Genomic DNA, 19,746 nt, shown 5'->3' with positions numbered 1-19,746 from the left:
CCCCCGTTTCTTTGGCTAGCGCGGGGCGATGGCTGAAGCCCCGCGACACCTTGTGATCGAAACCGCCACCGCCGCCTGTTCGGTGGCGTTGCTGGCGGACGGCGCCGTTCTTGCCGAGCGGCACGAACTGGTCGGCCGCGGCCATGCCGAGCGGCTGATCCCGATGATCGGCGAACTGCCCGGCGGCGGCCGCGCCGACGCGATCCTGGTCGATGTCGGTCCCGGCAGCTTCACCGGCGTCCGCGTCGGCCTCGCCGCCGCGCGCGGGCTGGCGATCGGCTGGGGCGTGCCGGTGCACGGCTATTCCTCGCTGGCGCTGCTCGCCGCCACTGCGTTCGCCGGCGACTTGGCGCTCGACCGCCTGTCGGTGGTACTGGAGGGCGGGCATGGCGAGGTCTTCGTGCAGCATTTCGCCGCCCCGTTGATCGAGACCGCGCCGCTCGCGTCGCTGCGCCCGGATGCGGCGCTCGCCGCGCTCGATGGACGGCCCGCCATCGGCAGCGGCGTGCGGCATCTCGCTGCCCTGGCCGAGGGGCTGGACCTGCGCGAGGCGCTGCCCCGCGCCGCCGATGCGGTGCTGTTGCCGCCCGCTTTCACCACGCTCGCACCGCGCCCGCTCTACGGCCGCGGCCCCGATGCCAAGACGCTGGCGGAGCGGGGGCTCGCATGAGCGCCGCGCCCCAGCCGATCGAGTTGCGCGAGGGCGGGGTGCAGGATCTGCCGTCGGTGAGCCGCATCATGCAGGCGGCATTCGATCCCGCCTTTGGCGAGGCCTGGACCCAGCCGCAATGCATGGGGATGATGGCGCTTTCGGGCGTGTGGCTGCTCGTCGCGAGCATCGGCGGGCACGACTGCGGCTTCGCGATGGCGCGCGCGATGCTCGACGAAGCCGAATTGCTGCTGCTGGCGACCAGTCCCGCTGCGCGGGGCCGGGGGGTCGGCGGTGCGTTGCTGCGCGCGGTGATCGCTGAGTCGGGCAATCGCGGCGCCACCAAGCTCCATCTCGAGGTCCGTTCGGGCAATGGAGCGATCCGGCTTTATCACGGCGCAGGCTTTGAGAAGGTTGGTGAACGTCGCGGCTATTATCGCGGTATTAACGGACAAAGCTTCGATGCTCTCACTTTGGCACGTGCGCTTTCACAAAATTTATAACGATTGAGACTTGATCTCTTGCCAATCGTTGTGCTTCGAACGATAGGGCGTTTCAGGCGACAGAAAGAATAGTCGCCATGAACGGGTCGAAAGGAATATCATGGAAGCTTCATCTGAAATTCAGGAAACCCTCATCGCGCTGACCGCCGATATTGTCGCTGCGCATGTCAGCAACAACAGCGTCGCGGTGTCGGACCTGCCGCAGCTGATCTCGAACGTGCATACCGCGCTCAGCGGCCTCGGCACCGCGCAGCCGGAGCCGGAAGTGAAGCAGGAGCCGGCGGTTTCGGTGCGCGCTTCGGTGAAGCCCGACTATATCGTCTGCCTCGAGGACGGTAAGAAGCTGAAGATGCTGAAGCGTCACCTGATGACGCACTATCAGATGACCCCGGAGCAGTACCGCGCCAAGTGGAACCTGCCGGCCGACTATCCGATGGTCGCCCCGAACTATGCCGAGCAGCGCCGCAGCCTGGCGAAGAAGATCGGCCTGGGCACCAAGCGCCGCAAGACGCGCTGATCGCCCGTCCGCAAGGACCGACACGAAGGCGCCGGCCCGGACCCCCGTCCGCGGCCGGCGTTTTCGTGGGAAATACGCGATTAGCGTGACCGACCGGCTTGCCCTTTTCCGATGACGCCAATGGCGCTACAGCGGGGCCATGGCTCGCAAGATTGATCTCGAAGCGCTCTGTCACGAAAAGGGGCTGCGCATCACCGAACAGCGCAAGGTGATCGCGCGCGTTCTCTCCGACGCGGACGACCATCCCGACGTGGAAAAAGTGTATGAGCGCGCCGCCGCGATCGATCCGGGCATCTCGATCGCCACGGTATATCGCACGGTCCGCCTGTTCGAGGAGGCGGGCATTCTCGACCGCCACGATTTCGGCGACGGCCGCGCCCGCTACGAGCCCGCGCCCGAGGCGCATCACGATCACCTGATCGACGTCGAGAGCGGCAAGGTGATCGAGTTCGTCGATCCCGAGCTCGAACTGCTGCAGAAGCAGATCGCCGAGCGGCTGGGCTTCCGCCTCGTCGACCATCGCATGGAACTGTACGGGGTTGCGCTCGACCGCAAGAACTGAGCGCGCCCGGCGCCGCCGCGAGGATGCGACCCAGGGGCTGCCGACGCGGCTGACCGGCACCGAACTGGTGCGGGTGTGGTTCCGCATCGCGCGGCTGTTGCTGGCGCTGCTCGTCCACCTGCCGCTCCATTACCTGTTCCGCCTGGTGCGGCTGCCCTCGCCCTGGCCGCGGCTGTTCCTGGCGAGCGCGGCGCGGATCGCGGGCGCCAAGGTGAAGCGTGTCGGCACGCCCTTGAAGCGCGACGTGTTCTACGTCGCCAACCACATCAGCTGGATCGACATCCTCGCGCTGGGCGGGGCGAGCGGCACGGCGTTCGTCGCCAAGGCGGAGATCGGCGCGTCGCCGCTGGTCGGCTGGCTCGCCGGGCTGAACCGCACCGTCTATGTCAAGCGCGAGAACCGGATGGGCGTCGCCGAACAGATCAACCAACTGCGCGAGGCGCTGGCCGAAACCTGGGCGGTGACGATCTTCCCTGAAGGCACGACCACCGACGGCAAGTCGCTGCTGCCGTTCAAGACGCCGATGCTGCGCGTGCTCGAACCGCCGCCGCCGGGCGTGATGGTGCAGCCGGTGATGCTCGATTATGGCGCTGCGGGCGAGGACGTCGCCTGGATCGGGCAGGAGCGGGGACTGAACAACGCCAAGCGGGTGCTGGCGCGGAGCAAGCGCTTCCGGCTGCGGGTGCATTTCCTGGAGCCCTTCGACCCGCGCGACTTCCCCGGCCGCAAGGCGATCGCGGCGGAGAGCCGGCGGCGGATCGAGGCGGCGCTGGTCCGCACGCTCGGGCAGCCGCTGCGGCCGTTCCGGTTTGCGGATGATCCCATTGGGTACAAGACGCCGGCGGAAGGACAGGGCTGAACGCGCCACCTGCGTTCCCCTTCCGCTTGCGGGAGGGGCTAGGGGAGGGGCTGGAACGCTGCGGCGCTTCTACCACGTCGTTCCCTCCCCCGACCCCTCCCGCAAGCGGGAGGGGAGCGCGGACTTCTAGGGAGTCCCACAGGCCTGTTTTCTGCCGTCATTTCCGCGTATAGGCGCGCCGATCATGACCACCCCCAAGACCTATCACGTCAAGTCGTACGGCTGCCAGATGAACGTCTATGACGGCGAGCGCATGAGCGAGCTGATGGCCGCGCAGGGCCTCGTCGCCGCCGAGGCGGACCAGGCCGATCTCGTCGTCCTCAACACCTGCCACATTCGCGAAAAGGCGACCGAGAAGGTCTATTCGGAGATCGGGCGCTTGAAGCTGCGCGAGGCCGGCAAGCCGATGATCGCGGTGGCCGGCTGCGTCGCTCAGGCCGAGGGCGAGGAAATCGCGCGCCGCGCCAAGGTGGACGTGGTGGTCGGCCCGCAGGCCTATCACAATTTGCCGGACCTCGTCGCCAAGGCAGCCGAAGGCCAGCTCGGCCTCGACACCGACATGCCGATCGCCAGCAAGTTCGGCAAGCTGCCGGCGCGCCGCAAGGTGGGGCCGAGCGCGTTCCTCACCGTGCAGGAAGGCTGCGACAAGTTCTGCACCTATTGCGTGGTGCCCTATACTCGCGGCGCCGAAGTCAGCCGCCCCTATGCTGCGGTCGTCGACGAGGCCAAGGCGCTGGTCGATGCCGGTGCGCGCGAGATCACGCTGCTCGGCCAGAACGTCAATGCCTGGGGCGATGACGATGGCCGCGGGCTGCACGACCTGATCGTCGCGCTAGACCGTATCGAGGGGCTGGCGCGGATCCGCTACACCACCAGCCACCCCAACGACATGGCCGAGGGGCTGATCGAGGCGCACGCCCATGTGGCCAAGCTGATGCCGTTCCTGCATCTGCCGGTGCAGGCCGGAAGCGACCGCATCCTGAAAGCCATGAACCGCAGCCACACCCGCGATTCCTACCTCCGCATCCTCGAGCGCGTGCGCGCCGCGCGGCCGGACATCGCGCTGTCGGGCGATTTCATCGTCGCCTTTCCCGGCGAAACCGAGGCCGAGTTCGAGGAGACGCTGCAGCTGGTCGACGCGGTCGGCTATGCCCAGTGCTTCAGCTTCAAATATTCGCCGCGTCCGGGCACCCCGGCGGCCGACTGGGTCGACCAGTATCTGCCGGCGGAAGTGGCCGACGCGCGGCTGCAGCGGCTGCAGGCAGCGCTGGCGCGCGATTCGCAGGCGTTCAACGCCGCGAGCGTCGGCAAGCGCTGTTCGGTACTGATCGAGCGGGTGGGCCGCCGCCCCGGCCAGATGATCGGCAAGTCGCCCTGGCTGCAGTCGGTGCATCTCGAGACGACCGCGAAGATCGGCGACCTGATCGAGGTGGAACTGGTCAGCGCGGGTCCCAACTCGTTGGCCGGTCGCGAACTGGCGCCCGTTTCCGCGTGACCGGCGCCCACCCGCTCGCCTAAAAGCGTTCGGCCGCCAAGCGGCTGAAAGCGGGGGGCGGAGTGAAGCGGTGCGGGCAGGGCATTGCCGTGGCGCTGGCGATGGGATTGGCTGCGGCCGCCCATGCGCAGGGCGTGATGCCGCCGTCGGCCGAAGGCCTGCGCCTCGCCGCCAGCGAACGCGTTCGCTTTGAGGCGATCGACGGGCAGGCGCGCGCTGGGTTCAACAGCAGCGACGAACTGCTGAATTTCCGCACGACGCTGCTCGCCCGCTACCAGCACGGGCCGGTGGGCGTGGTGGGCGAGCTGTGGGACAGCCGCGTCTATGGCGGGAATCGCCGTTCGCCGGTGACGACGGGCGAGGTCAATACGCTGGAGCCGGTGCAGGCCTATCTGCAGCTCGACCTGGGCGATGCGCTGGGACGCGGATCGAAGCTGCGCGTCCAGACCGGTCGTTTCCTGCTCAACCTGGGGTCGCGGCGGCTGGTCGCGGCCGACGATTATCGCAACACCACCAACGGCTATACCGGCTTGCGCGTCGACTGGAGCCAAGGGGCCTGGGCGGCGACGGCGATCTACACCATGCCGGAGCGCCGGCGTCCGGACGATATCGATGCGCTCCTGTCCAACCAGCCCGCGATCGATCGCGAGGGATCGGCGCTGGTGCTGTGGGGCGGCCTTGTCAGCCGCGCCCATGCGATCGGGTCCGCGCTGATCGAGACCAGCTACTTTCATCTCGGCGAGCACGACACGCCCGGCTGGCCGACGCGCGACCGTTCGCTCGATACCGCCGGCATCCGCATCGTGCGCGACCCTGCGGCGACCAGGATCGATTACGAGGTGGAGGCGATCGGCCAGACCGGTTCGCTCTCCACCAGCCTCGCGGGGGGTGCACCGCGCCAGCAGGTGCGCGCCTGGTTCGTCCATGGGCGCCTGGGCTATAGCTGGACGGGAGCGTGGAAGCCGCGGCTGATGGCGGCATTCGACTATGCCAGCGGTGATGCGCCGGGCGGCCGCTATGGCCGGTTCGATACGCTGTTCGGGATGCGCCGCGCCGATCTGGCGCCGGCCGGGCTCTACAATGCGATCGCGCGCAGCAACGTCGTCGCGCCGTCGGTGCAGGCCGATGCGGCGCGTGGGCGGACCGAGCTGATGCTGAGCTATCGGCCCATGTGGCTGGCGGATCGTACCGACAGCTTTTCGAGCAGCGGGGTTCGCGATCCGCGCGGGCGGTCCGGCACCTTTGCCGGGCACCAGCTCGATGGCCGGGTGCGCTACCGGGTGAGCAAGGCGGTGCGGCTGGAGGGCGATGCGGTGTTGTTCGCCAAGGGCCGCTTCCTGCGCGAGGCGCCCAACGCCCCGCCGGGGTGTTGGACGAAATATGTCGCGTTCAACCTTTTGGTGAACCTGTAGCCGAGGAAATCTCGGCTACACGGGGATCACGCAAGCGCCGCCGGACGCTTGCGGCGGCCGCGCATCGCTGCGCCGGCAAAGCCGAAGCCGCCGATCAGCATCGCCCAGGCGGCCGGTTCGGGCACGGCGCCGCCGGTGGTGCCGGTCAGGCGGATGCCGGCATTCTGCTCGCGCAGGCGGCGCCAATCGCCTTCGCCGCCATGGAGGTACGCGACCAGCGGCTGGCTTACGCCACCCGGCATGTAGCTGGTGGAATCGCCGGTTGCCGAGAAGACGACGAAGTAGGAGCCCGGGCCGAGCGCCCATTTCAGCGAATCGGCGCCCTGCCAGCCGATCATGCCGGTGTTGACGAAATTGGCCGAGAACAGCAGCTTCGCCGGCACGAAATCGATCTCGCTATAGATGCTGGCGGTGAGGCGTGCGCCTTCGTCGCCGCCGATCCAGCCGAAGATGCCGTCGACCGTCACCGCCTTGGTGAGATCGAAATAGCCGGCGACGCTGTGCGTCTCGGTCACGGCCGCCGCGCGGCTGACATTGGTGCCGCCGGCACCCGTGTCGAGGATCGGTGCTGCCTGGGCGATGCCGGTCGAGGCGAGCAGGGCGGCGGCAAACGCCGCGACGGCGAACTTCATTCTGCGGTTCCTTTGCAAGAAAATGTCGACACGCTTGTACAAGCTGTGTCGGGAGCGCTCGACGGCGGCGTTGCGGGAATCCGTCTCACTCCCATGGGACTGCGTCTCAGCCCTGTCCCAAATTGATCGGCACGCCTGCGATCGCGGCAAGGGCCGAGCCGGCGTAGAACAGGAGCGTGCATGCGAGCGCGCCCCGAAGCAGATACTTCATCGCGAACCTTGATTGTTACTGATGTATGACGGTACGGTTAGCCGGTGCGGGCCGCGGTTCCAAGCCGGCCAGGGCGCGCGGCGATCCCGTTTCGGCACGCGACGACCCTCGACCCGGCCGGAGGCGCGGGAGGCAGAGTGTCGCAGCCGCGTCACACGCGCGCGGCATTGCGGACGGAACGCACGCACCCCCTGTGCAGCCGCGCCCGCGTCTGCCATCTTGTTCGACGACATGCGCCAAGGAACCTCCGCACCATGCCAAGGTTTGCCCCTCCGGGGCCGCGTGATCCCCGCGCCCCGCGCCAACACCGAAAGGACCGCATGAGCCGCAAGCCTGTCCCAGCCCAGTCGGGTGAACGTTCCCGCGTAGAGGTGACCTTCGACAAGCCCCAGCTCCTGCCGCAGCTCTTCGGAGAGTTCGATTCCAACCTGCTGATGCTCGAGGAGCGGCTGGGCGTGTACATCCACGCGCGCGGCCAGCGGGTGGTGATCGAAGGCACCGCCGAGGCGGTGGCGCATGCCCGCGAGGTGCTCCAGGAACTGCACAGCCGCGTGATCCGCGGCGAGGATGTCGATGGCGGGCTGATCGATGCGGTGATTGCGATGTCGAGCGAGCCGATGTTCACCGGGATCGTCCGCGCCGAACCGGCGGGCAACGGCGGTCCCAAGCCCGCGATCATGATCCGGACGCGCAAGAAGACGATCGTGCCGCGCTCGGTGACGCAGACGCATTACATGCGCGAGCTCGCCTCGAACGACCTGATCTTCGCGCTCGGGCCGGCGGGTACCGGCAAGACCTATCTGGCGGTGGCGCAGGCGGTGGCGCAGCTGATCACCGGCAGCGTCCAGCGGCTGATCCTGTCGCGCCCGGCCGTGGAGGCGGGCGAGCGGCTGGGCTTCCTGCCGGGCGACATGAAGGAGAAGGTCGACCCCTATCTCCGCCCGATCTACGACGCGCTCTACGACTGCCTGCCAGCCGAGCAGGTAGAGCGGCGCATCGCTAGCGGCGAGATCGAGATCGCGCCGATCGCGTTCATGCGCGGCCGCACGCTGGCCGATGCCTTCGTCATCCTCGACGAGGCGCAGAACACCACGCCGATGCAGATGAAGATGTTCCTTACCCGCTTCGGCCAGAACAGCCGGATGGTGATCTGCGGCGACCCCAACCAGACCGATCTGCCCGGCGGGCCGAATGCCTCGGGGCTGAACGACGCGGTGAACCGGCTGGAAGGCGTCGAGGGCATCTCGATGGTGCGCTTCGGGGTGGGCGACGTGGTGCGCCACCCGATCGTCGGCCGGATCGTTGCGGCCTATGAGGGCGACGGCAGTTGATCTATAATCACTGGCGCTAAGGCGGAGCGTGCGGACCATGGGTGCCATTCAAATCGACAATCCCGAGATCACGGGCCGCATCACGCGTCTTGCCCGGCGTCTTGGCATGTCGGTGGAAGCGGCGATCGAGCGCGGGCTTCGCGAGTTTGAAGAGGGGCTGGATCGCACGCGGCGCAATCCCGAAGCCCCGCAATGGCTGGTGGAATATTGGCGGGATCATCCGCTACCGCCGCCCACCGGTTTGCTGGCGGACAAGGCGTTTTTCGACGATCTTTGCGGTGAGAATGACGTGTGACGTTATTCGTCGATGCGTCTGCCCTGGTGGCGATTATTGCGGGTGAAGAAGGTGCGGCAGACTTGGCGCATCGGCTCGATGCCGACGAGCGACGGGTCACGTCGCCAATGGCGCGGTGGGAGGCGATCGTGGCCCTGCGGCGTGCGCGTGAATATGACTGGCGTTACGCGGCTGAATCGGTCGATGCCCTGCTCGCCTTGAAAGCGATTCAAATCGTTGCGATCGGCGCACTGGAAGGCCAAATGGCGCTCAATTGCTTTGCGCGCTACGGCAAGGGGCTTCACCCTGCGAAGCTCAACATGGGCGACTGCTTCGCCTATGCGTGCGCCATAACGAACGATGCGCGTCTGCTCTACAAGGGCGACGATTTCTCCAAGACGGACCTCGCCTGATGCTTGACGTTGCCGCCCTGCTCGAATCGCCCTGGCCGGAAGGCGAGTGGGAAGCGCTCGCGCTGCGCGCCGCCGAGGCGGCGATCACGCAGACGCCCTATGCCGAATGGAAGGGCTGGCCGACCGCGATCGAGGTCGCGGTGCGCTTCACCAGCGACGACGAAGTCCATACGCTGAACCGCCAGTACCGGCACAAGGACAAGCCGACCAACGTGCTGTCCTTCCCGATGATCCAGCCCGATCTGCTCGATGCGGTCACCCAGAACAGCGATGATGGCGAAGTATTGCTGGGTGATATCGTGCTTGCGCACGGCGTCTGTTCGGTGGAAGCGGAAGAGCGCGGCATTTCCGTGGACGATCATGCCACGCATCTGATTGTCCATGGCATGCTGCATCTGCTAGGCTATGACCATATCGAGGATGGCGAGGCGGAAGCCATGGAGGCGATGGAACAGGCCGCCATGGCGGCGCTGAACCTGCACGATCCCTATCCCGTACGCGAGGATTGAACACCAGCATGAACGAGGGCCCTAGTACCGGCTCGCCCGAACACCGACACGAAAATGGGGGCATCTGGCGCAGTCTGCGCGCACTCCTGTTCGGCGAGGAACAGGAAGAAACGCTGCGCGAGCGGCTGGAAGAAGCCATCGAGGAGCATGAGAGCGACGGCGGCACCGCGCCGGCCGGCGACCTCGCCCCGATCGAGCGCCAGATGCTCAAGAACCTGCTGCATTTCGGCGAGCGCGATGCCGGCGACGTGGGCGTGCCGCGCGCCGACATCATCGCGGTGGAGGAGCAGACCAGCTTCGCCGATCTCGTCCAGCTCTTTGCCGAGGCAGGGCATAGCCGCCTGCCGGTCTATCGCGAGGAGCTCGATACGATCATCGGCATGGTCCACATCAAGGACGTGTTCGAGATCCTGGCCAAGGGCGAGGCGCACCCGCCGAGCATCGCCGGGCTGATCCGCCAGCCGCTCTACGTGCCGCAATCGATGGGTGCGCTCGATCTGCTCGCGCAGATGCGAGTGAAGCGCACCCACCTCGCGATCGTGCTCGACGAATATTCGGGCACCGAGGGGCTGATCACGATCGAGGACCTGATCGAGGAGATCGTCGGCGAGATCGAGGATGAGCATGACGAGGCGCCGGCGGCGCTGATCGTGCCGATCGACGGCGGCGGCTGGGAGGCCGATGCCCGCGCCGAGCTGGAGGATGTAGCGGACACCGTCGATCCGCGGCTTGGCGAGGTGGAGGAGGATGTCGACACCATCGGCGGCCTCGCCTTCGTGCTGGCCGGGCATGTGCCCGAAGTCGGCGAATGCCTGGAGCATGACAGCGGTTGGAAGCTCGAGGTCATCGATGCCGACGAGCGCAAGGTCAACCGCCTGCGGCTGCATCCCCCCGACGTTCGGGTGGAAGACGCGGCGTAGCACATTAGCTGTCCTTCCGGCGCAAGCCGGAATCCATTGGGGTCTCCGGTACGGCTCCTGCCGCGACCGAGAGGCGACTGGATCCCGGCTTTCGCCGGGATGACGATCAGTGTGATTACCCCGCCAAACCGATCAGGCTGATCTGCCGGCCGTAATCGGGCTCGCCGCGATGCGTCGCGCGGCGGAAGCTGAAGAAGCGGTCTTCGTTGGCATAGGTGTCGAGGCCCAGCGCCTCGATCGTGCGCACGCCTGCGCGCGCCAGCCGGTGGACGACATAGGCCTCCAGGTCGAACTGGAAATGCTCGGGCCGGCCATCGGCGAAGAAGCGCTCGTTCGCCGGGTCCTGCTCGCAGAAGCGGCGGAAGAAACCGGCGTCGACCTCGTAGCTCGCCCGCGCGATGCACGGGCCGACCGCGGCCACGATCCGGTCGCTGCGTGCGCCCAGTCCCTCCATCGCGGCGATCGTCGAATCGGTGACGCCGCCGATCGCCCCCTTCCAGCCGGCATGTGCGGCGCCGACGACGCCCGCCTCGCGATCGGCGAGCAGCACCGGCGCGCAATCGGCGGTGAGGATGCCGAGCAGCAGGCCCGGCTGGTTGGTCACCAGCGCATCGGCACGCGGGCGCAGCGCCTCGTCGAACGGCGCCAGCACGGTGACGGCATCGGCCGAGTGGATCTGGAAGACCGTGGTCAGCCGCGCGCCCGGCAGCACCGCGGCGACGGCACGGCAGCGATTCTCGGCCACCGCGCCGGGCAGGTCGTCCGAACCCAGCCCGACGTTCAGCCCGGCGACGATGCCGGTCGAGACCCCGCCGACCCGTCCGAGAAAGCCGTGCGGCACGCCGTCGAGCGCGCCGGCGCGATGGACCTGCACGCCGCTCACAGCGCCAGCCGCATCAGCCGATCCTCATCGGCATGGTTGCCCACCATGAAGGCATAGGGTCCGCGATCCTCAAAGCCGTAGCGCTGGTAGAAGCGCTTGGCGCGATGGTTGTCGATATAGACGGAAAGCCAGAGTTCGGCAGCACCCCGCGCGCGGGCGGTGGCGAGCGCCCAGTCCATCAGCGCCTGGGCGGCGCCGCTGCCCTTGGCGCGATCCAGCAGGTAGAGCTGACGCAGTTCCATCGCAGGACCTTCCGGCGCGGCAGGCAGGCTGATCGGGCCCAGCTTGCAATAGCCGGCGATGCCTTCCGCATCCTCGATTACCCGGAAGGCGAAGGCCGGATCGGCCAGTTCCTCGGCCCAGCCTGCGACCGTGAACTTGGCGAGGAAGCTGGCGAGATCCTCGGCCGCATAGAGGTGCCCGAAGGTCGCCTGGAAGCTGGCGCGGAACAGCGCGTCGATCGCGGCGGCATCGGTGGGGGTGGCGTCGCGGAAGGTCATGCGAACCCCGCCGGCACCGGCCAGCCCGGCGCGGTGAGCGCGAGCACCTTGAACAGCGACCCCATCTGGTCGTCGCCTACCAGTCGGTTGCGATCGGCGGCGATGGCATCGCCGCGCTCCGGCGCAACCCGGGCCAGCGCGCGGGCGCGCTCGTCGATACCGAGCGCCTTGAGGAAATCGCCCTGGGTCACCGGGCCATGGACGGTCAGTCCCTCGGCCTCGGCGGCTTCCTTGAGCGTGCCGAAATCGACATGGGCGGTCAGGTCCGCTTCGCCCGGCGCGTCGAACGGATTGGCAAAGGCATGGCCGCGCACCGCCTGCAGCGTGTCGCCGATCGCCGGGCCTTCATAGCCATAGTCGAGGATCAGCGCCGCGCCGCCCTGGGCGAGCAACCGCTGGGCGAGCTTGCGGAGCAGCGCCACGCTGGCCGGCGAGGTCTCCAGAATCGCCCCCGGCGCGGCATCGCGGAGCGCCTGCGGGATCACCGCGTCGAAGCCGCGATCGCCGGTTACTGGCAGGAACAGCGTGTCCTGGCAGGCGACCAGCCGCTCGCGCCAGCCTTGCGCGGTATGCACCAGCTGGCGGATCGGCAGCGCGTCGAAGAACTCGTTCGCCACCACGAGCAGCGGGGCATCCTCGGGCAGACCGACCAGGTCGAGATGCCATTCGGCGTGCGGCACGCGTTCCTTCTGCGCGGCGCGGAGGACCGGGCTGGTCTCGAGGAAGTCGACCGGCGGCGCGAACCCCGCCTTGTCCATCGCGCGCAGCGCGTCCGCCGCCAGCGTGCCGCGGCCGGGGCCGAACTCGACATAACGGGCGGCGTCGGGCCGGCCGGCGCGGTCCCACAGGTCCGCCAGCCACAGGCCGAGCAGCTCGCCGAACATCTGGCTGATCTCGGGCGCCGTGGTGAAGTCGCCCCGCGCGCCCAGCGGATCGCGGGTGCCGTAATAATGCGCGTTGGCCGCACCCATGAACTGCGAGAGCGGGATCGGCCCGGCGAGGGTGATCGCCCGCGCCAGCCGCTCGGGCAGCGCGGGTTCGGCGGCATTCTCGCGGCGTTCGTCGGGGGCGGCGTCGAGCGGATTGGTCATGACGGTCCGGTCAGGCGACGCTCGGCCCGGTGATCGCCTCGACCCGCTTGCGGCGGCCGTTTGCGGTGGCGATCAGGAACAGGCCGCCCGCGATCATCGGCAGGCACAGCCACTGGCCCATGTGCAGGCCGGTGAGGTCGACCAGCCAGACGAGCTGGCGATCGGGCTCGCGGAAGAATTCGACGAAGAAGCGCGCGCAGCCATAGCCGAGCAGGAAGATGCCGGTGAGCTTGCCGGGCTGGTAGCGCGCATCGGTGCGCCAGAAGAAGAACCACATCACCGCGAACAGCAGCAGGCCTTCGAGCCCCGCTTCGTAGAGCTGGCTGGGGTGGCGGGCCGGTTCGGGGATGCCGGCGGCGACGGTGCCGCGGAACACGATCGCCCAGGGCACGTCGCCCGGCTTGCCCCAGAGCTCGCCGTTGACGAAGTTGGCGAGACGGCCGAAGAACAGCCCGAACGGCGCGCAGCACGCGACATAATCGTGGATGCGCAGCCAGTTGAGCTTGTGCTGGCGGGCGAGCCAGAGGATCGCGAGCGAGGTGCCGAGCACGCCGCCATGGAAGCTCATGCCGCCTTCCCACAGCATCAGCACCTGCAGCGGATTGTGCAGCATGTCCGGCGCGTAGAACAGCACATAGCCGATGCGGCCGCCGAGGATAATGCCGAGCGTGGCGTAGAAGACGAGATCGTCGGCATGGCGCCGCGCCATCGGCGCGCCGGGCGCGGCGAGCAGCTTCATCAGGTACAGCCAGCCGAGCAGGATGCCGCTGATATAGGCGAGCGAATACCATTTGATCTGGAAGAAATGCAGGTCGATCGCCACCGGATTGAGGTGGAGATCGGTGTAGTGAAGATGTCCGCCGGCAGCGGCAAGCAGGGTTGGCAGCACGGTATTTCCCCGGCGTGAAATGCGACAGGCCCTCGCGATAGAGCCAAAACGCCGCAAACCCAAGGGGGAGCGATCAGGCTGATCGAAAGCCCATGCTGGCGCGGGGCGCTCGCCCGCGATAGAGCCGGGCGATGGCTGGCAATACTCCACCCCGGATCAGGCTCGATCGGCGCAGGCTGTTGATCGGTGGCGGCGCGGGGCTGGGGCTGGTGGTCGCCTGGGGGCTTTGGCCGCGCAGCTATGCGCCCAACCTCGCTGCGGGGCCCGGCGAAAGCCTGTTCGGCGCCTGGCTCAAGATCGGCAAGGACGGGCAAATTCGCGTGGCGGTGCCGCAGGCGGAGATGGGGCAGGGCGTCTATACGGCGCTTCCGCAGATCCTCGCCGACGAGCTGGGCGCGGACTGGAAGCTGGTCGGCGTCGAGCCGGCGCCGCTCAACCCGCTCTATGCCAATCCGCTGGCGGCGCAGACGCTGTTCGCCGCCGCGCTGGGCGGCCTGCCCGAAAAGGTGCAGCGCAGCCATGCCGCGCGCGCCGACCTGATGCTCACCGCCGCGTCCACGTCGGTCCGTGCCTTCGAGGACGATCTGCGCCAGGCCGGCGCGGCGGCGCGGGTGCTGATGTGCAAGGCGGCGGCGCGGCGCTGGGGCGTCGACTGGCAGGCCTGCGGCACGGCCGGCAGCATGGTGATCCACGGCAACCAGCGGCTGGGGTTCGGCGAGCTTGCCGAGGCCGCGGCGCACGAGAAGGCACCGGCGCAGCCGCCATTGCGCGGCGGCGAGGCCGGGCGCCTGCACGGCCAGCCGCTGCCCCGGCTCGACGCGCCGGCCAAGCTCGACGGCAGCGCCAACTTCGCTGCCGATATCCGCCTGCCGAACATGGTGTTCGCCGCGATCCGGCAGGGGCCGGTGGGCGAGACCGAGCTGGTGCATGTCGATCGCGAGGCGGCGAACCGCGTGCGCGGGATGCTGTCGATCGTCACCACCAAGCAATGGGTGGCGGCGGTGGCGAGCAACTGGTGGGCGGCCGAGCGCGCGCTCCAGGCGCTGCGCCCGCGCTTCCGCAACGCGGCAGCGATGGTCAACGACGACAGCATCGACGCCGCGCTCGATGCCGCGCTGGACGGCGAGGGTGCGCGGATCGAGGCGAAGGGCGATCTCGCCACCGAGTTTCGCGGCGCGCGGGTGGTAACGGCGGACTATCGCGTCGGCCTTGCCCCCCATGCCCCGCTCGAGCCGATGACCTGCACCGCCGACTATGCGCATGGCCGGCTGTCGCTGTGGCTGCCGACCCAGGCGCCGGGCCTCGCGCGCGCGGCGGCGGCGAAGGCGCTGGGTCTGGATGCGGCGCGGGTGACGGTGCATGCGATGCTCGGTGGCGGCTCGTTCGGTGCCAAGTTGGAGGTCGACGCAGCGGTGCAGGCGGCGCTGATTGCGCAGTCGGTCGGTCGCCCGGTGCAACTGACCTGGCCGCGCGACGAGGATCTGCGGCGCGACCGTTTCCGCCCCGCCGCCGCCGCCCGGCTCACCGCCAAGCTGGGGCAGGGCGGCACCGTCTCCGCCTGGCTGGCGAAGATCGCCGCACCGTCCACCGGCCGCGAGCTGGCGGCGCGGCTGCTCGCCGGCGATGCGCTTGCCGCGGCGGGGCTGGCGCTGCCCGGCAAGGAAGATCCCTCCGCGGTCGAGGGCGCAGCACCGATCTATGCGATCCCGAACCTCGCGGTGGACCATCACCCGGCCGAGATCGGCGTGCCGACCGGCTATTGGCGCTCGGGCGCCCACAGCTACACCTGCTTCTTCGCCGAGAGCTTCGTCGACGAACTCGCGCATGTCGCCAACCGCGATCCGCTGTCGTTCCGCATGGCGATGCTCGGCAACCAGCCGCGGCTCGCGCGCTGCCTGCAGACCGCGGCGCAGCTCGGCGGCTGGCAAGGTGGCGAGCCGGGCAGCGGGCAGGGGCTCGCCGCGCACGCCTTTCGCGGCTCGTACATCGCGGTGATGGCCGAGGCGCACCTGACGCCGCAGCGCGAGATCGTCGTCGAGCGGCTGGTCGCGGCGGTCGATTGCGGGCGGGTGGTGAACCCCGATCTTGTCCGCCAGCAGATCGAGGGCGGCCTGTTGTTCGGCCTCGCCGCCGCGCTCGGTGCGGCGACCACGTTCAGCGAGAATATCGCCGACGTTCAGACCATCGCCGATCTCAACCTGCCGACCCTGGCGACCACGCCCGACATCACCGTGGAGATCCTGCCGAGCGGATCGGATCCGGGCGGGGTGAGCGAACTCGCCGTGCCGCCGGCCGCGCCCGCCATCGCCAACGCGTTACAAACCGCCACCGGCACGCGCTTTCGCCGCCTGCCCTTGCTATCGGATGCCGAATGACTCTGCCTGCGGCCCATCCCAAGATCCCGCCCGCGCGTGTGGGCGTGTTGCTGGTCAACCTCGGCACGCCCGATGCACCCGATCCCGATGCGGTGAAGCGCTATCTCGGCGAGTTCCTCTCGGATCGCCGCGTGGTCGAGATCCCGCCCTTGCTGTGGCAGCCGATCCTGCGCGGCATCATCCTGCGCACCCGGCCGAAGAAATCGGCGCATGCCTATAGCCAGGTGTGGCGCGAGGACGGCTCGCCGCTGGCCGCGATCACCAAGGCGCAGGCGCGCGGGCTGGAGGGCGCGTTCGGGGCGAGCGTGACGGTGCTGCACGCGATGCGCTACGGCAAGCCTGCGGTGGGCGAGCAGATCGCCGCGCTCAAGGCGCAGGGCTGCGAGCGGATCCTGGTCGCGCCGCTCTACCCGCAATATTGCGCGGCGACGACCGCGACCGCCAACGACGTGGCCTTCGCCGCGCTGATGGCGATGCGCTGGCAGCCGGCGCTGCGTACGCTGCCGCCTTATTATGACGATCCCGCCTATATCGATGCTTTGAAGGCCAGCGTCGAAGCCGGGCTCGCCGGTCTCGACTTCACCCCCGATGCGGTGATCGCCAGCTTCCACGGCATGCCGCAGCGGACGCTCGAGCTGGGCGATCCCTATCATTGCCATTGCCGCAAGACCGGGCGGCTGCTCGGCGAGGCGCTGGGCCGCGAACTGATCGTCACCTTCCAGTCGCGTTTTGGCCGCGCGAAGTGGCTGGAGCCGGCAACCGACACCACGCTCGAGGCACTGCCCGCCAAGGGCATCCGCCGCGTCGCGATCGTGGCGCCGGGGTTTTCGGCCGACTGCCTGGAAACGCTGGAGGAACTGGCGATCCGCGGTCGCGAATCCTTCCTCCGATCCGGAGGAACCGATTTCGCATATTTGCCTTGTCTCAATGACAGCGCGGCGGGCATGGAGTTGCTGCGACAGATCATCGGGCGCGAACTTGCCGGCTGGGTGAACCCCGCCTAGCCAATTCTTGGGTTTGATTGGAGAGGAATGCACATGGCACGTGTAGCGGTCGTCACGGGCGGCACCCGCGGTATTGGCGAGGCGATCAGCCTGGCGCTCAAGGAGGCGGGCATCACCGTCGCTGCCAACTATGCCGGCAATGACGAGAAGGCCGCCGCCTTCACCGAACGTACCGGCATCAAGGCCTATAAGTGGGACGTCGGCGATTTCGACGCCTGCGCCGCCGGCGTGCAGCAGGTGGAAGCGGAACTCGGCCCGGTCGACATCGTCGTCAACAATGCCGGCATCACCCGCGACGGCACCATCCTGAAGATGACCCGCGAGATGTGGGAAGACGTGATCCGCATCAATCTGGGCGGCTGCTTCAACATGGCGCATGCGGTGTTCCCGGGCATGCGCACCCGCAAATGGGGCCGCATCGTCAATATCGGCTCGATCAACGGCCAGGCCGGCCAGTACGGCCAGGTGAACTATGCCGCCGCCAAGTCCGGCATCCACGGCTTCACCAAGGCGCTGGCGCAGGAGGGCGCGCGGTTCGGCGTGACCGTTAACGCGATCGCGCCGGGCTATATCGATACCGACATGGTCGCGGCGGTGCCGGCGGACGTGCTGGAGAAGATCGTGGCGAAGATTCCCGTGGGCCGGCTGGGCCAGGCGCACGAAATCGCCCGTGCGGTGGCGTTCCTGTGTGCAGAGGAAGGCGGTTTCGTCACCGGATCGACGCTGTCGATCAACGGCGGCCAGCACATGTACTGAGCGCAAAAACAGGGGGGCCGGATCCTTGCGGATCCGGCCCCCGGCGTCTCTCGATACGCTACGCGAGAGCAAATGTACGCGTACAACCCGTTCTGATTAGAGCGGTTCCGTTGAGCGAACCCTGAACGACTTGGTTATTTGCCGTTCATCTTCGCACGTGCAGCACTGGCGGACCGGCGCGGACGCGTTAAGAAGGGCGCATGCGCTTTCGGCTCCGCCTGCTCGTCCTGCCTCCGCTGGCGCTCTCCTACCTGTTTCTCGCCGCGTCGGGCAAGGAACCGCGCATCCCGTTCGGCGACCACCCGGTGATGCATGCGGAGCAGGTGCCGCTCGCACCCGGCAATCCGGCGCTGCGTACCGTGGGTCGGCTCCAGTATCTGGGCGGATTGCGACTGAGCAGCCCCGATCTCGGCTTTTCCGGCTTTTCCGCACTCAGCGTCGACGGGGACCGAATCACGCTGGTGAGCGACCGCAGCAATGTCGTGCGCTTCCGCATGGGCGCCGACTGGCGACCGTTCGACGTTCGATTCGGCGAATTGCCCGCCGGCCCGGGCATCAGCGTGTACAAGGGCGATCGCGATTCCGAATCGCTGACCCGCGATCTGGTGACCGGCACCTTCTGGGCCGGATTCGAATCGTACAACGCGATCTTCCGGTTCGATCCGGACCTTCGCCGCGAAACCGGCCGCGCCTTTCCGCGCGCGATGAAGCGCTGGCCGCGCAACGGCGGCCCCGAATCGATGGTGCGGCTGCCGGACGGCCGGTTCCTGGTGCTCGCGGAGACCGCACGCCCGCGCGGCGGGCCGGTGTCGCAGCGCGAGGTGCTGCTGTTCCCGCACGATCCCACCCAGGGCAATCCGCAGCCGCAGCGCCTGACCTTCGAGCCCCCGCCGGGCTATGATCCGAGCGATGCGGTGCTGTTGCCCGACGGACGGCTGCTGGTGCTGGTGCGGCGATTCGCGATCCCCTCGCTGTTCACCGCGAAGATCGTCCTGGTCGATCTGCGCGGGCTGCATGCCGGGCAGGTACTGCGCGGCACCGAGATCGCCGATTTCTCGCCGCCGCTGCAGCACGATAATTTCGAGGGCCTGGCGGTGCAGCGCGAAGGCGATTCGCTGGTGCTGTGGATGGTGTCCGACGACAACGAGCATTGGTGGCAGCAGACGCTGCTGCTCAAGTTCCGGCTGGATCTCTAGGCGCCAGACACGGAAAAACCCGCCACTGCCGTGCAGTAGCGGGCCAAACCGTTGATCTGGAAAAGATCAGGCCGCTTCGGCGGTGCCGGTGGTCGCCTTGCGCACTTCGCGCTTCAGACGACGCGCGCGCAGCGAGAGATCCTCGTCGCGCGACTTCAGCAGCCAGTTGTCCAGGCCGCCGACATGCTCGACCGAACGCAGGCCGTGCGTCGACACGCGCAGACGGATGCTCTTGCCGAGCGAATCGGAGATCAGCGTGACGTTCTGCAGGTTCGGCAGGAACGTACGCTTGGTCTTGTTGTTGGCGTGGGAAACATTGTGTCCCACCTGCCGGCCCTTGCCGGTCAGCTCGCAAATGCGCGACATCGCTTCAAATCCTGAGTTGGGCAGAAAGCCGGAAAGGCCGCGCTGTTAGCGTCGATGCGCGCTGCAGTCAACCGATTCACGAGGAAGGGCGCGCAACCCGCACGCCGCCGGGGCGTTGGGCAGGTGAAACGAATAGGAGGAGATTGGGATGCGCGCAATCCTGGGATTGCTGGGGGTGTTGGTGCTGATCGCCGTGGTGCTGATCGCGCTGGGCTTCCTGAACGTCGATGTTCGCGGCGGGCAATTGCCGACGGTCGCGGCGGAGACCGGCAAGGTATCGCTCGGCGAATCGAACAGCACGGTCCGGGTGCCCACCGTCGAGATGAAGGACAAGCAGGTGAAGCTGCCGACCATCGACGTGCAGAAGGCGCCGGAACCGACGCCCTCGCCGAAGTGACG

23 protein-coding genes are annotated in these 19,746 nt (G+C 68.1%); 17 read left to right on the top strand and 6 right to left on the bottom strand.

The window, feature by feature from the left end; translation table 11 throughout:
- Window positions 1-28: 28 nt before the first annotated feature.
- The 7 genes from tsaB (at window position 29) to SAZ01S_RS13490 (ending at window position 5,997) form a co-directional block, all read left to right on the top strand.
- The gene (gene tsaB, locus SAZ01S_RS13520; protein ID WP_084582791.1) at window positions 29-670 is read left to right on the top strand and encodes a tRNA (adenosine(37)-N6)-threonylcarbamoyltransferase complex dimerization subunit type 1 TsaB; all 642 of its coding nucleotides are present in this window, start codon (window positions 29-31) and stop codon (window positions 668-670) included.
- Window positions 667-1,152: a GNAT family N-acetyltransferase gene (locus SAZ01S_RS13515; protein ID WP_084582790.1), complete on the top strand. Its 486-nt coding sequence runs from the start codon at window positions 667-669 to the stop codon at window positions 1,150-1,152. The genes tsaB and SAZ01S_RS13515 overlap by 4 nt, the downstream gene beginning before the upstream one ends.
- Before the next feature lie 100 nt (window positions 1,153-1,252).
- Window positions 1,253-1,669: a Ros/MucR family transcriptional regulator gene (locus tag SAZ01S_RS13510; protein WP_084582789.1), complete on the top strand. Its 417-nt coding sequence runs from the start codon at window positions 1,253-1,255 to the stop codon at window positions 1,667-1,669.
- 139 nt (window positions 1,670-1,808) lie between these two features.
- On the top strand, window positions 1,809-2,231 hold the full coding sequence (locus tag SAZ01S_RS13505) for a Fur family transcriptional regulator (protein ID WP_010543711.1): 423 nt from the start codon (window positions 1,809-1,811) through the stop codon (window positions 2,229-2,231).
- Window positions 2,209-3,090 carry a lysophospholipid acyltransferase family protein gene (locus SAZ01S_RS13500; protein ID WP_439951227.1) on the top strand — a complete coding sequence of 294 codons (882 nt, stop codon included), beginning with the start codon at window positions 2,209-2,211 and terminating at the stop codon, window positions 3,088-3,090. Before SAZ01S_RS13505 ends, SAZ01S_RS13500 begins: the two co-directional genes overlap by 23 nt.
- 184 nt (window positions 3,091-3,274) lie before the next feature.
- A complete protein-coding gene (miaB, locus tag SAZ01S_RS13495) occupies window positions 3,275-4,585 on the top strand; it encodes a tRNA (N6-isopentenyl adenosine(37)-C2)-methylthiotransferase MiaB (protein ID WP_084582788.1) in 1,311 nt (436 codons plus the stop codon).
- 62 nt (window positions 4,586-4,647) lie between these two features.
- Window positions 4,648-5,997, top strand: coding sequence for an alginate export family protein (locus SAZ01S_RS13490; RefSeq protein WP_245824851.1), 1,350 nt, complete (start codon window positions 4,648-4,650; stop codon window positions 5,995-5,997).
- 26 nt (window positions 5,998-6,023) lie between these two features.
- Here SAZ01S_RS13490 and SAZ01S_RS24455 read toward each other — a convergent pair whose 3' ends face one another.
- Complete coding sequence (locus SAZ01S_RS24455; RefSeq protein WP_084582787.1) at window positions 6,024-6,629, bottom strand: PEPxxWA-CTERM sorting domain-containing protein; 606 nt, start codon at window positions 6,627-6,629, stop codon at window positions 6,024-6,026.
- Window positions 6,630-7,160: 531 nt separating this feature from the next.
- On the opposite strand from SAZ01S_RS24455, the gene SAZ01S_RS13480 reads away from it, so the two are divergent.
- From SAZ01S_RS13480 to SAZ01S_RS13460, 5 genes are read left to right on the top strand one after another with little or no spacing between them, the layout of a single operon-like run.
- Window positions 7,161-8,171 (top strand): PhoH family protein, encoded by a 1,011-nt coding sequence (locus SAZ01S_RS13480; protein ID WP_084582786.1) that lies wholly within the window; start codon window positions 7,161-7,163, stop codon window positions 8,169-8,171.
- Between the two features lie 37 nt (window positions 8,172-8,208).
- Window positions 8,209-8,466: a hypothetical protein gene (locus SAZ01S_RS24225; protein ID WP_084582785.1), complete on the top strand. Its 258-nt coding sequence runs from the start codon at window positions 8,209-8,211 to the stop codon at window positions 8,464-8,466.
- Window positions 8,463-8,858 (top strand): type II toxin-antitoxin system VapC family toxin, encoded by a 396-nt coding sequence (locus tag SAZ01S_RS13470; protein ID WP_084582784.1) that lies wholly within the window; start codon window positions 8,463-8,465, stop codon window positions 8,856-8,858. Before SAZ01S_RS24225 ends, SAZ01S_RS13470 begins: the two co-directional genes overlap by 4 nt.
- Window positions 8,858-9,367, top strand: coding sequence for an rRNA maturation RNase YbeY (ybeY, locus tag SAZ01S_RS13465; RefSeq protein ID WP_084582783.1), 510 nt, complete (start codon window positions 8,858-8,860; stop codon window positions 9,365-9,367). Before SAZ01S_RS13470 ends, ybeY begins: the two co-directional genes overlap by 1 nt.
- Before the next feature lie 8 nt (window positions 9,368-9,375).
- Window positions 9,376-10,287: a hemolysin family protein gene (locus SAZ01S_RS13460; RefSeq protein ID WP_084582782.1), complete on the top strand. Its 912-nt coding sequence runs from the start codon at window positions 9,376-9,378 to the stop codon at window positions 10,285-10,287.
- Between the two features lie 115 nt (window positions 10,288-10,402).
- Here SAZ01S_RS13460 and pgeF read toward each other — a convergent pair whose 3' ends face one another.
- Genes pgeF through lgt form a run of 4 tightly spaced genes read right to left on the bottom strand, consistent with a single transcriptional unit; the run spans window position 10,403 to window position 13,650 of the window.
- Window positions 10,403-11,170 carry a peptidoglycan editing factor PgeF gene (pgeF, locus tag SAZ01S_RS13455; RefSeq protein WP_084582781.1) on the bottom strand — a complete coding sequence of 256 codons (768 nt, stop codon included), beginning with the start codon at window positions 11,168-11,170 and terminating at the stop codon, window positions 10,403-10,405.
- Window positions 11,167-11,670: a GNAT family N-acetyltransferase gene (locus tag SAZ01S_RS13450; protein WP_084582780.1), complete on the bottom strand. Its 504-nt coding sequence runs from the start codon at window positions 11,668-11,670 to the stop codon at window positions 11,167-11,169. Before SAZ01S_RS13450 ends, pgeF begins: the two co-directional genes overlap by 4 nt.
- Complete coding sequence (locus SAZ01S_RS13445) at window positions 11,667-12,761, bottom strand: class I SAM-dependent methyltransferase (protein WP_084582779.1); 1,095 nt, start codon at window positions 12,759-12,761, stop codon at window positions 11,667-11,669. Before SAZ01S_RS13445 ends, SAZ01S_RS13450 begins: the two co-directional genes overlap by 4 nt.
- 10 nt (window positions 12,762-12,771) lie before the next feature.
- On the bottom strand, window positions 12,772-13,650 hold the full coding sequence (gene lgt / locus SAZ01S_RS13440) for a prolipoprotein diacylglyceryl transferase (protein ID WP_139810073.1): 879 nt from the start codon (window positions 13,648-13,650) through the stop codon (window positions 12,772-12,774).
- 131 nt (window positions 13,651-13,781) lie between these two features.
- Here lgt and SAZ01S_RS13435 point away from each other — a divergent pair, with 131 nt between their 5' ends.
- The 4 genes from SAZ01S_RS13435 to SAZ01S_RS13420 all read left to right on the top strand — a co-directional run bounded on the left by SAZ01S_RS13435 (window position 13,782) and on the right by SAZ01S_RS13420 (window position 18,981).
- Entirely contained in the window at window positions 13,782-16,025 is a 2,244-nt protein-coding gene (locus SAZ01S_RS13435; protein WP_084582778.1) for a xanthine dehydrogenase family protein molybdopterin-binding subunit, read from the top strand.
- Window positions 16,022-17,029, top strand: coding sequence for a ferrochelatase (gene hemH, locus SAZ01S_RS13430; RefSeq protein WP_084582777.1), 1,008 nt, complete (start codon window positions 16,022-16,024; stop codon window positions 17,027-17,029). The genes SAZ01S_RS13435 and hemH overlap by 4 nt, the downstream gene beginning before the upstream one ends.
- A 33-nt stretch (window positions 17,030-17,062) precedes the next feature.
- Entirely contained in the window at window positions 17,063-17,785 is a 723-nt protein-coding gene (gene phbB / locus SAZ01S_RS13425; protein WP_084582776.1) for an acetoacetyl-CoA reductase, read from the top strand.
- 200 nt (window positions 17,786-17,985) lie between these two features.
- A complete protein-coding gene (locus SAZ01S_RS13420; RefSeq protein ID WP_084582775.1) occupies window positions 17,986-18,981 on the top strand; it encodes an esterase-like activity of phytase family protein in 996 nt (331 codons plus the stop codon).
- Between the two features lie 66 nt (window positions 18,982-19,047).
- Here the strand turns inward: SAZ01S_RS13420 and rpmB are convergent, their stop codons facing one another.
- Window positions 19,048-19,347, bottom strand: coding sequence for a 50S ribosomal protein L28 (rpmB, locus tag SAZ01S_RS13415; protein WP_084582774.1), 300 nt, complete (start codon window positions 19,345-19,347; stop codon window positions 19,048-19,050).
- A gap of 148 nt (window positions 19,348-19,495) precedes the next feature.
- Here rpmB and SAZ01S_RS13410 point away from each other — a divergent pair, with 148 nt between their 5' ends.
- On the top strand, window positions 19,496-19,744 hold the full coding sequence (locus SAZ01S_RS13410) for a hypothetical protein (RefSeq protein WP_084582773.1): 249 nt from the start codon (window positions 19,496-19,498) through the stop codon (window positions 19,742-19,744).
- The last annotated feature ends 2 nt before the right edge of the window (window positions 19,745-19,746 follow it).

Origin of the sequence: Sphingomonas azotifigens NBRC 15497, from assembly GCF_002091475.1 — a bacterium.
Classification (GTDB): Bacteria; Pseudomonadota; Alphaproteobacteria; order Sphingomonadales; family Sphingomonadaceae; genus Sphingomonas; species Sphingomonas azotifigens.
Note: the sequence above shows the minus strand (reverse complement) of the source record. Positions and strands in the feature narration are given on the sequence as shown.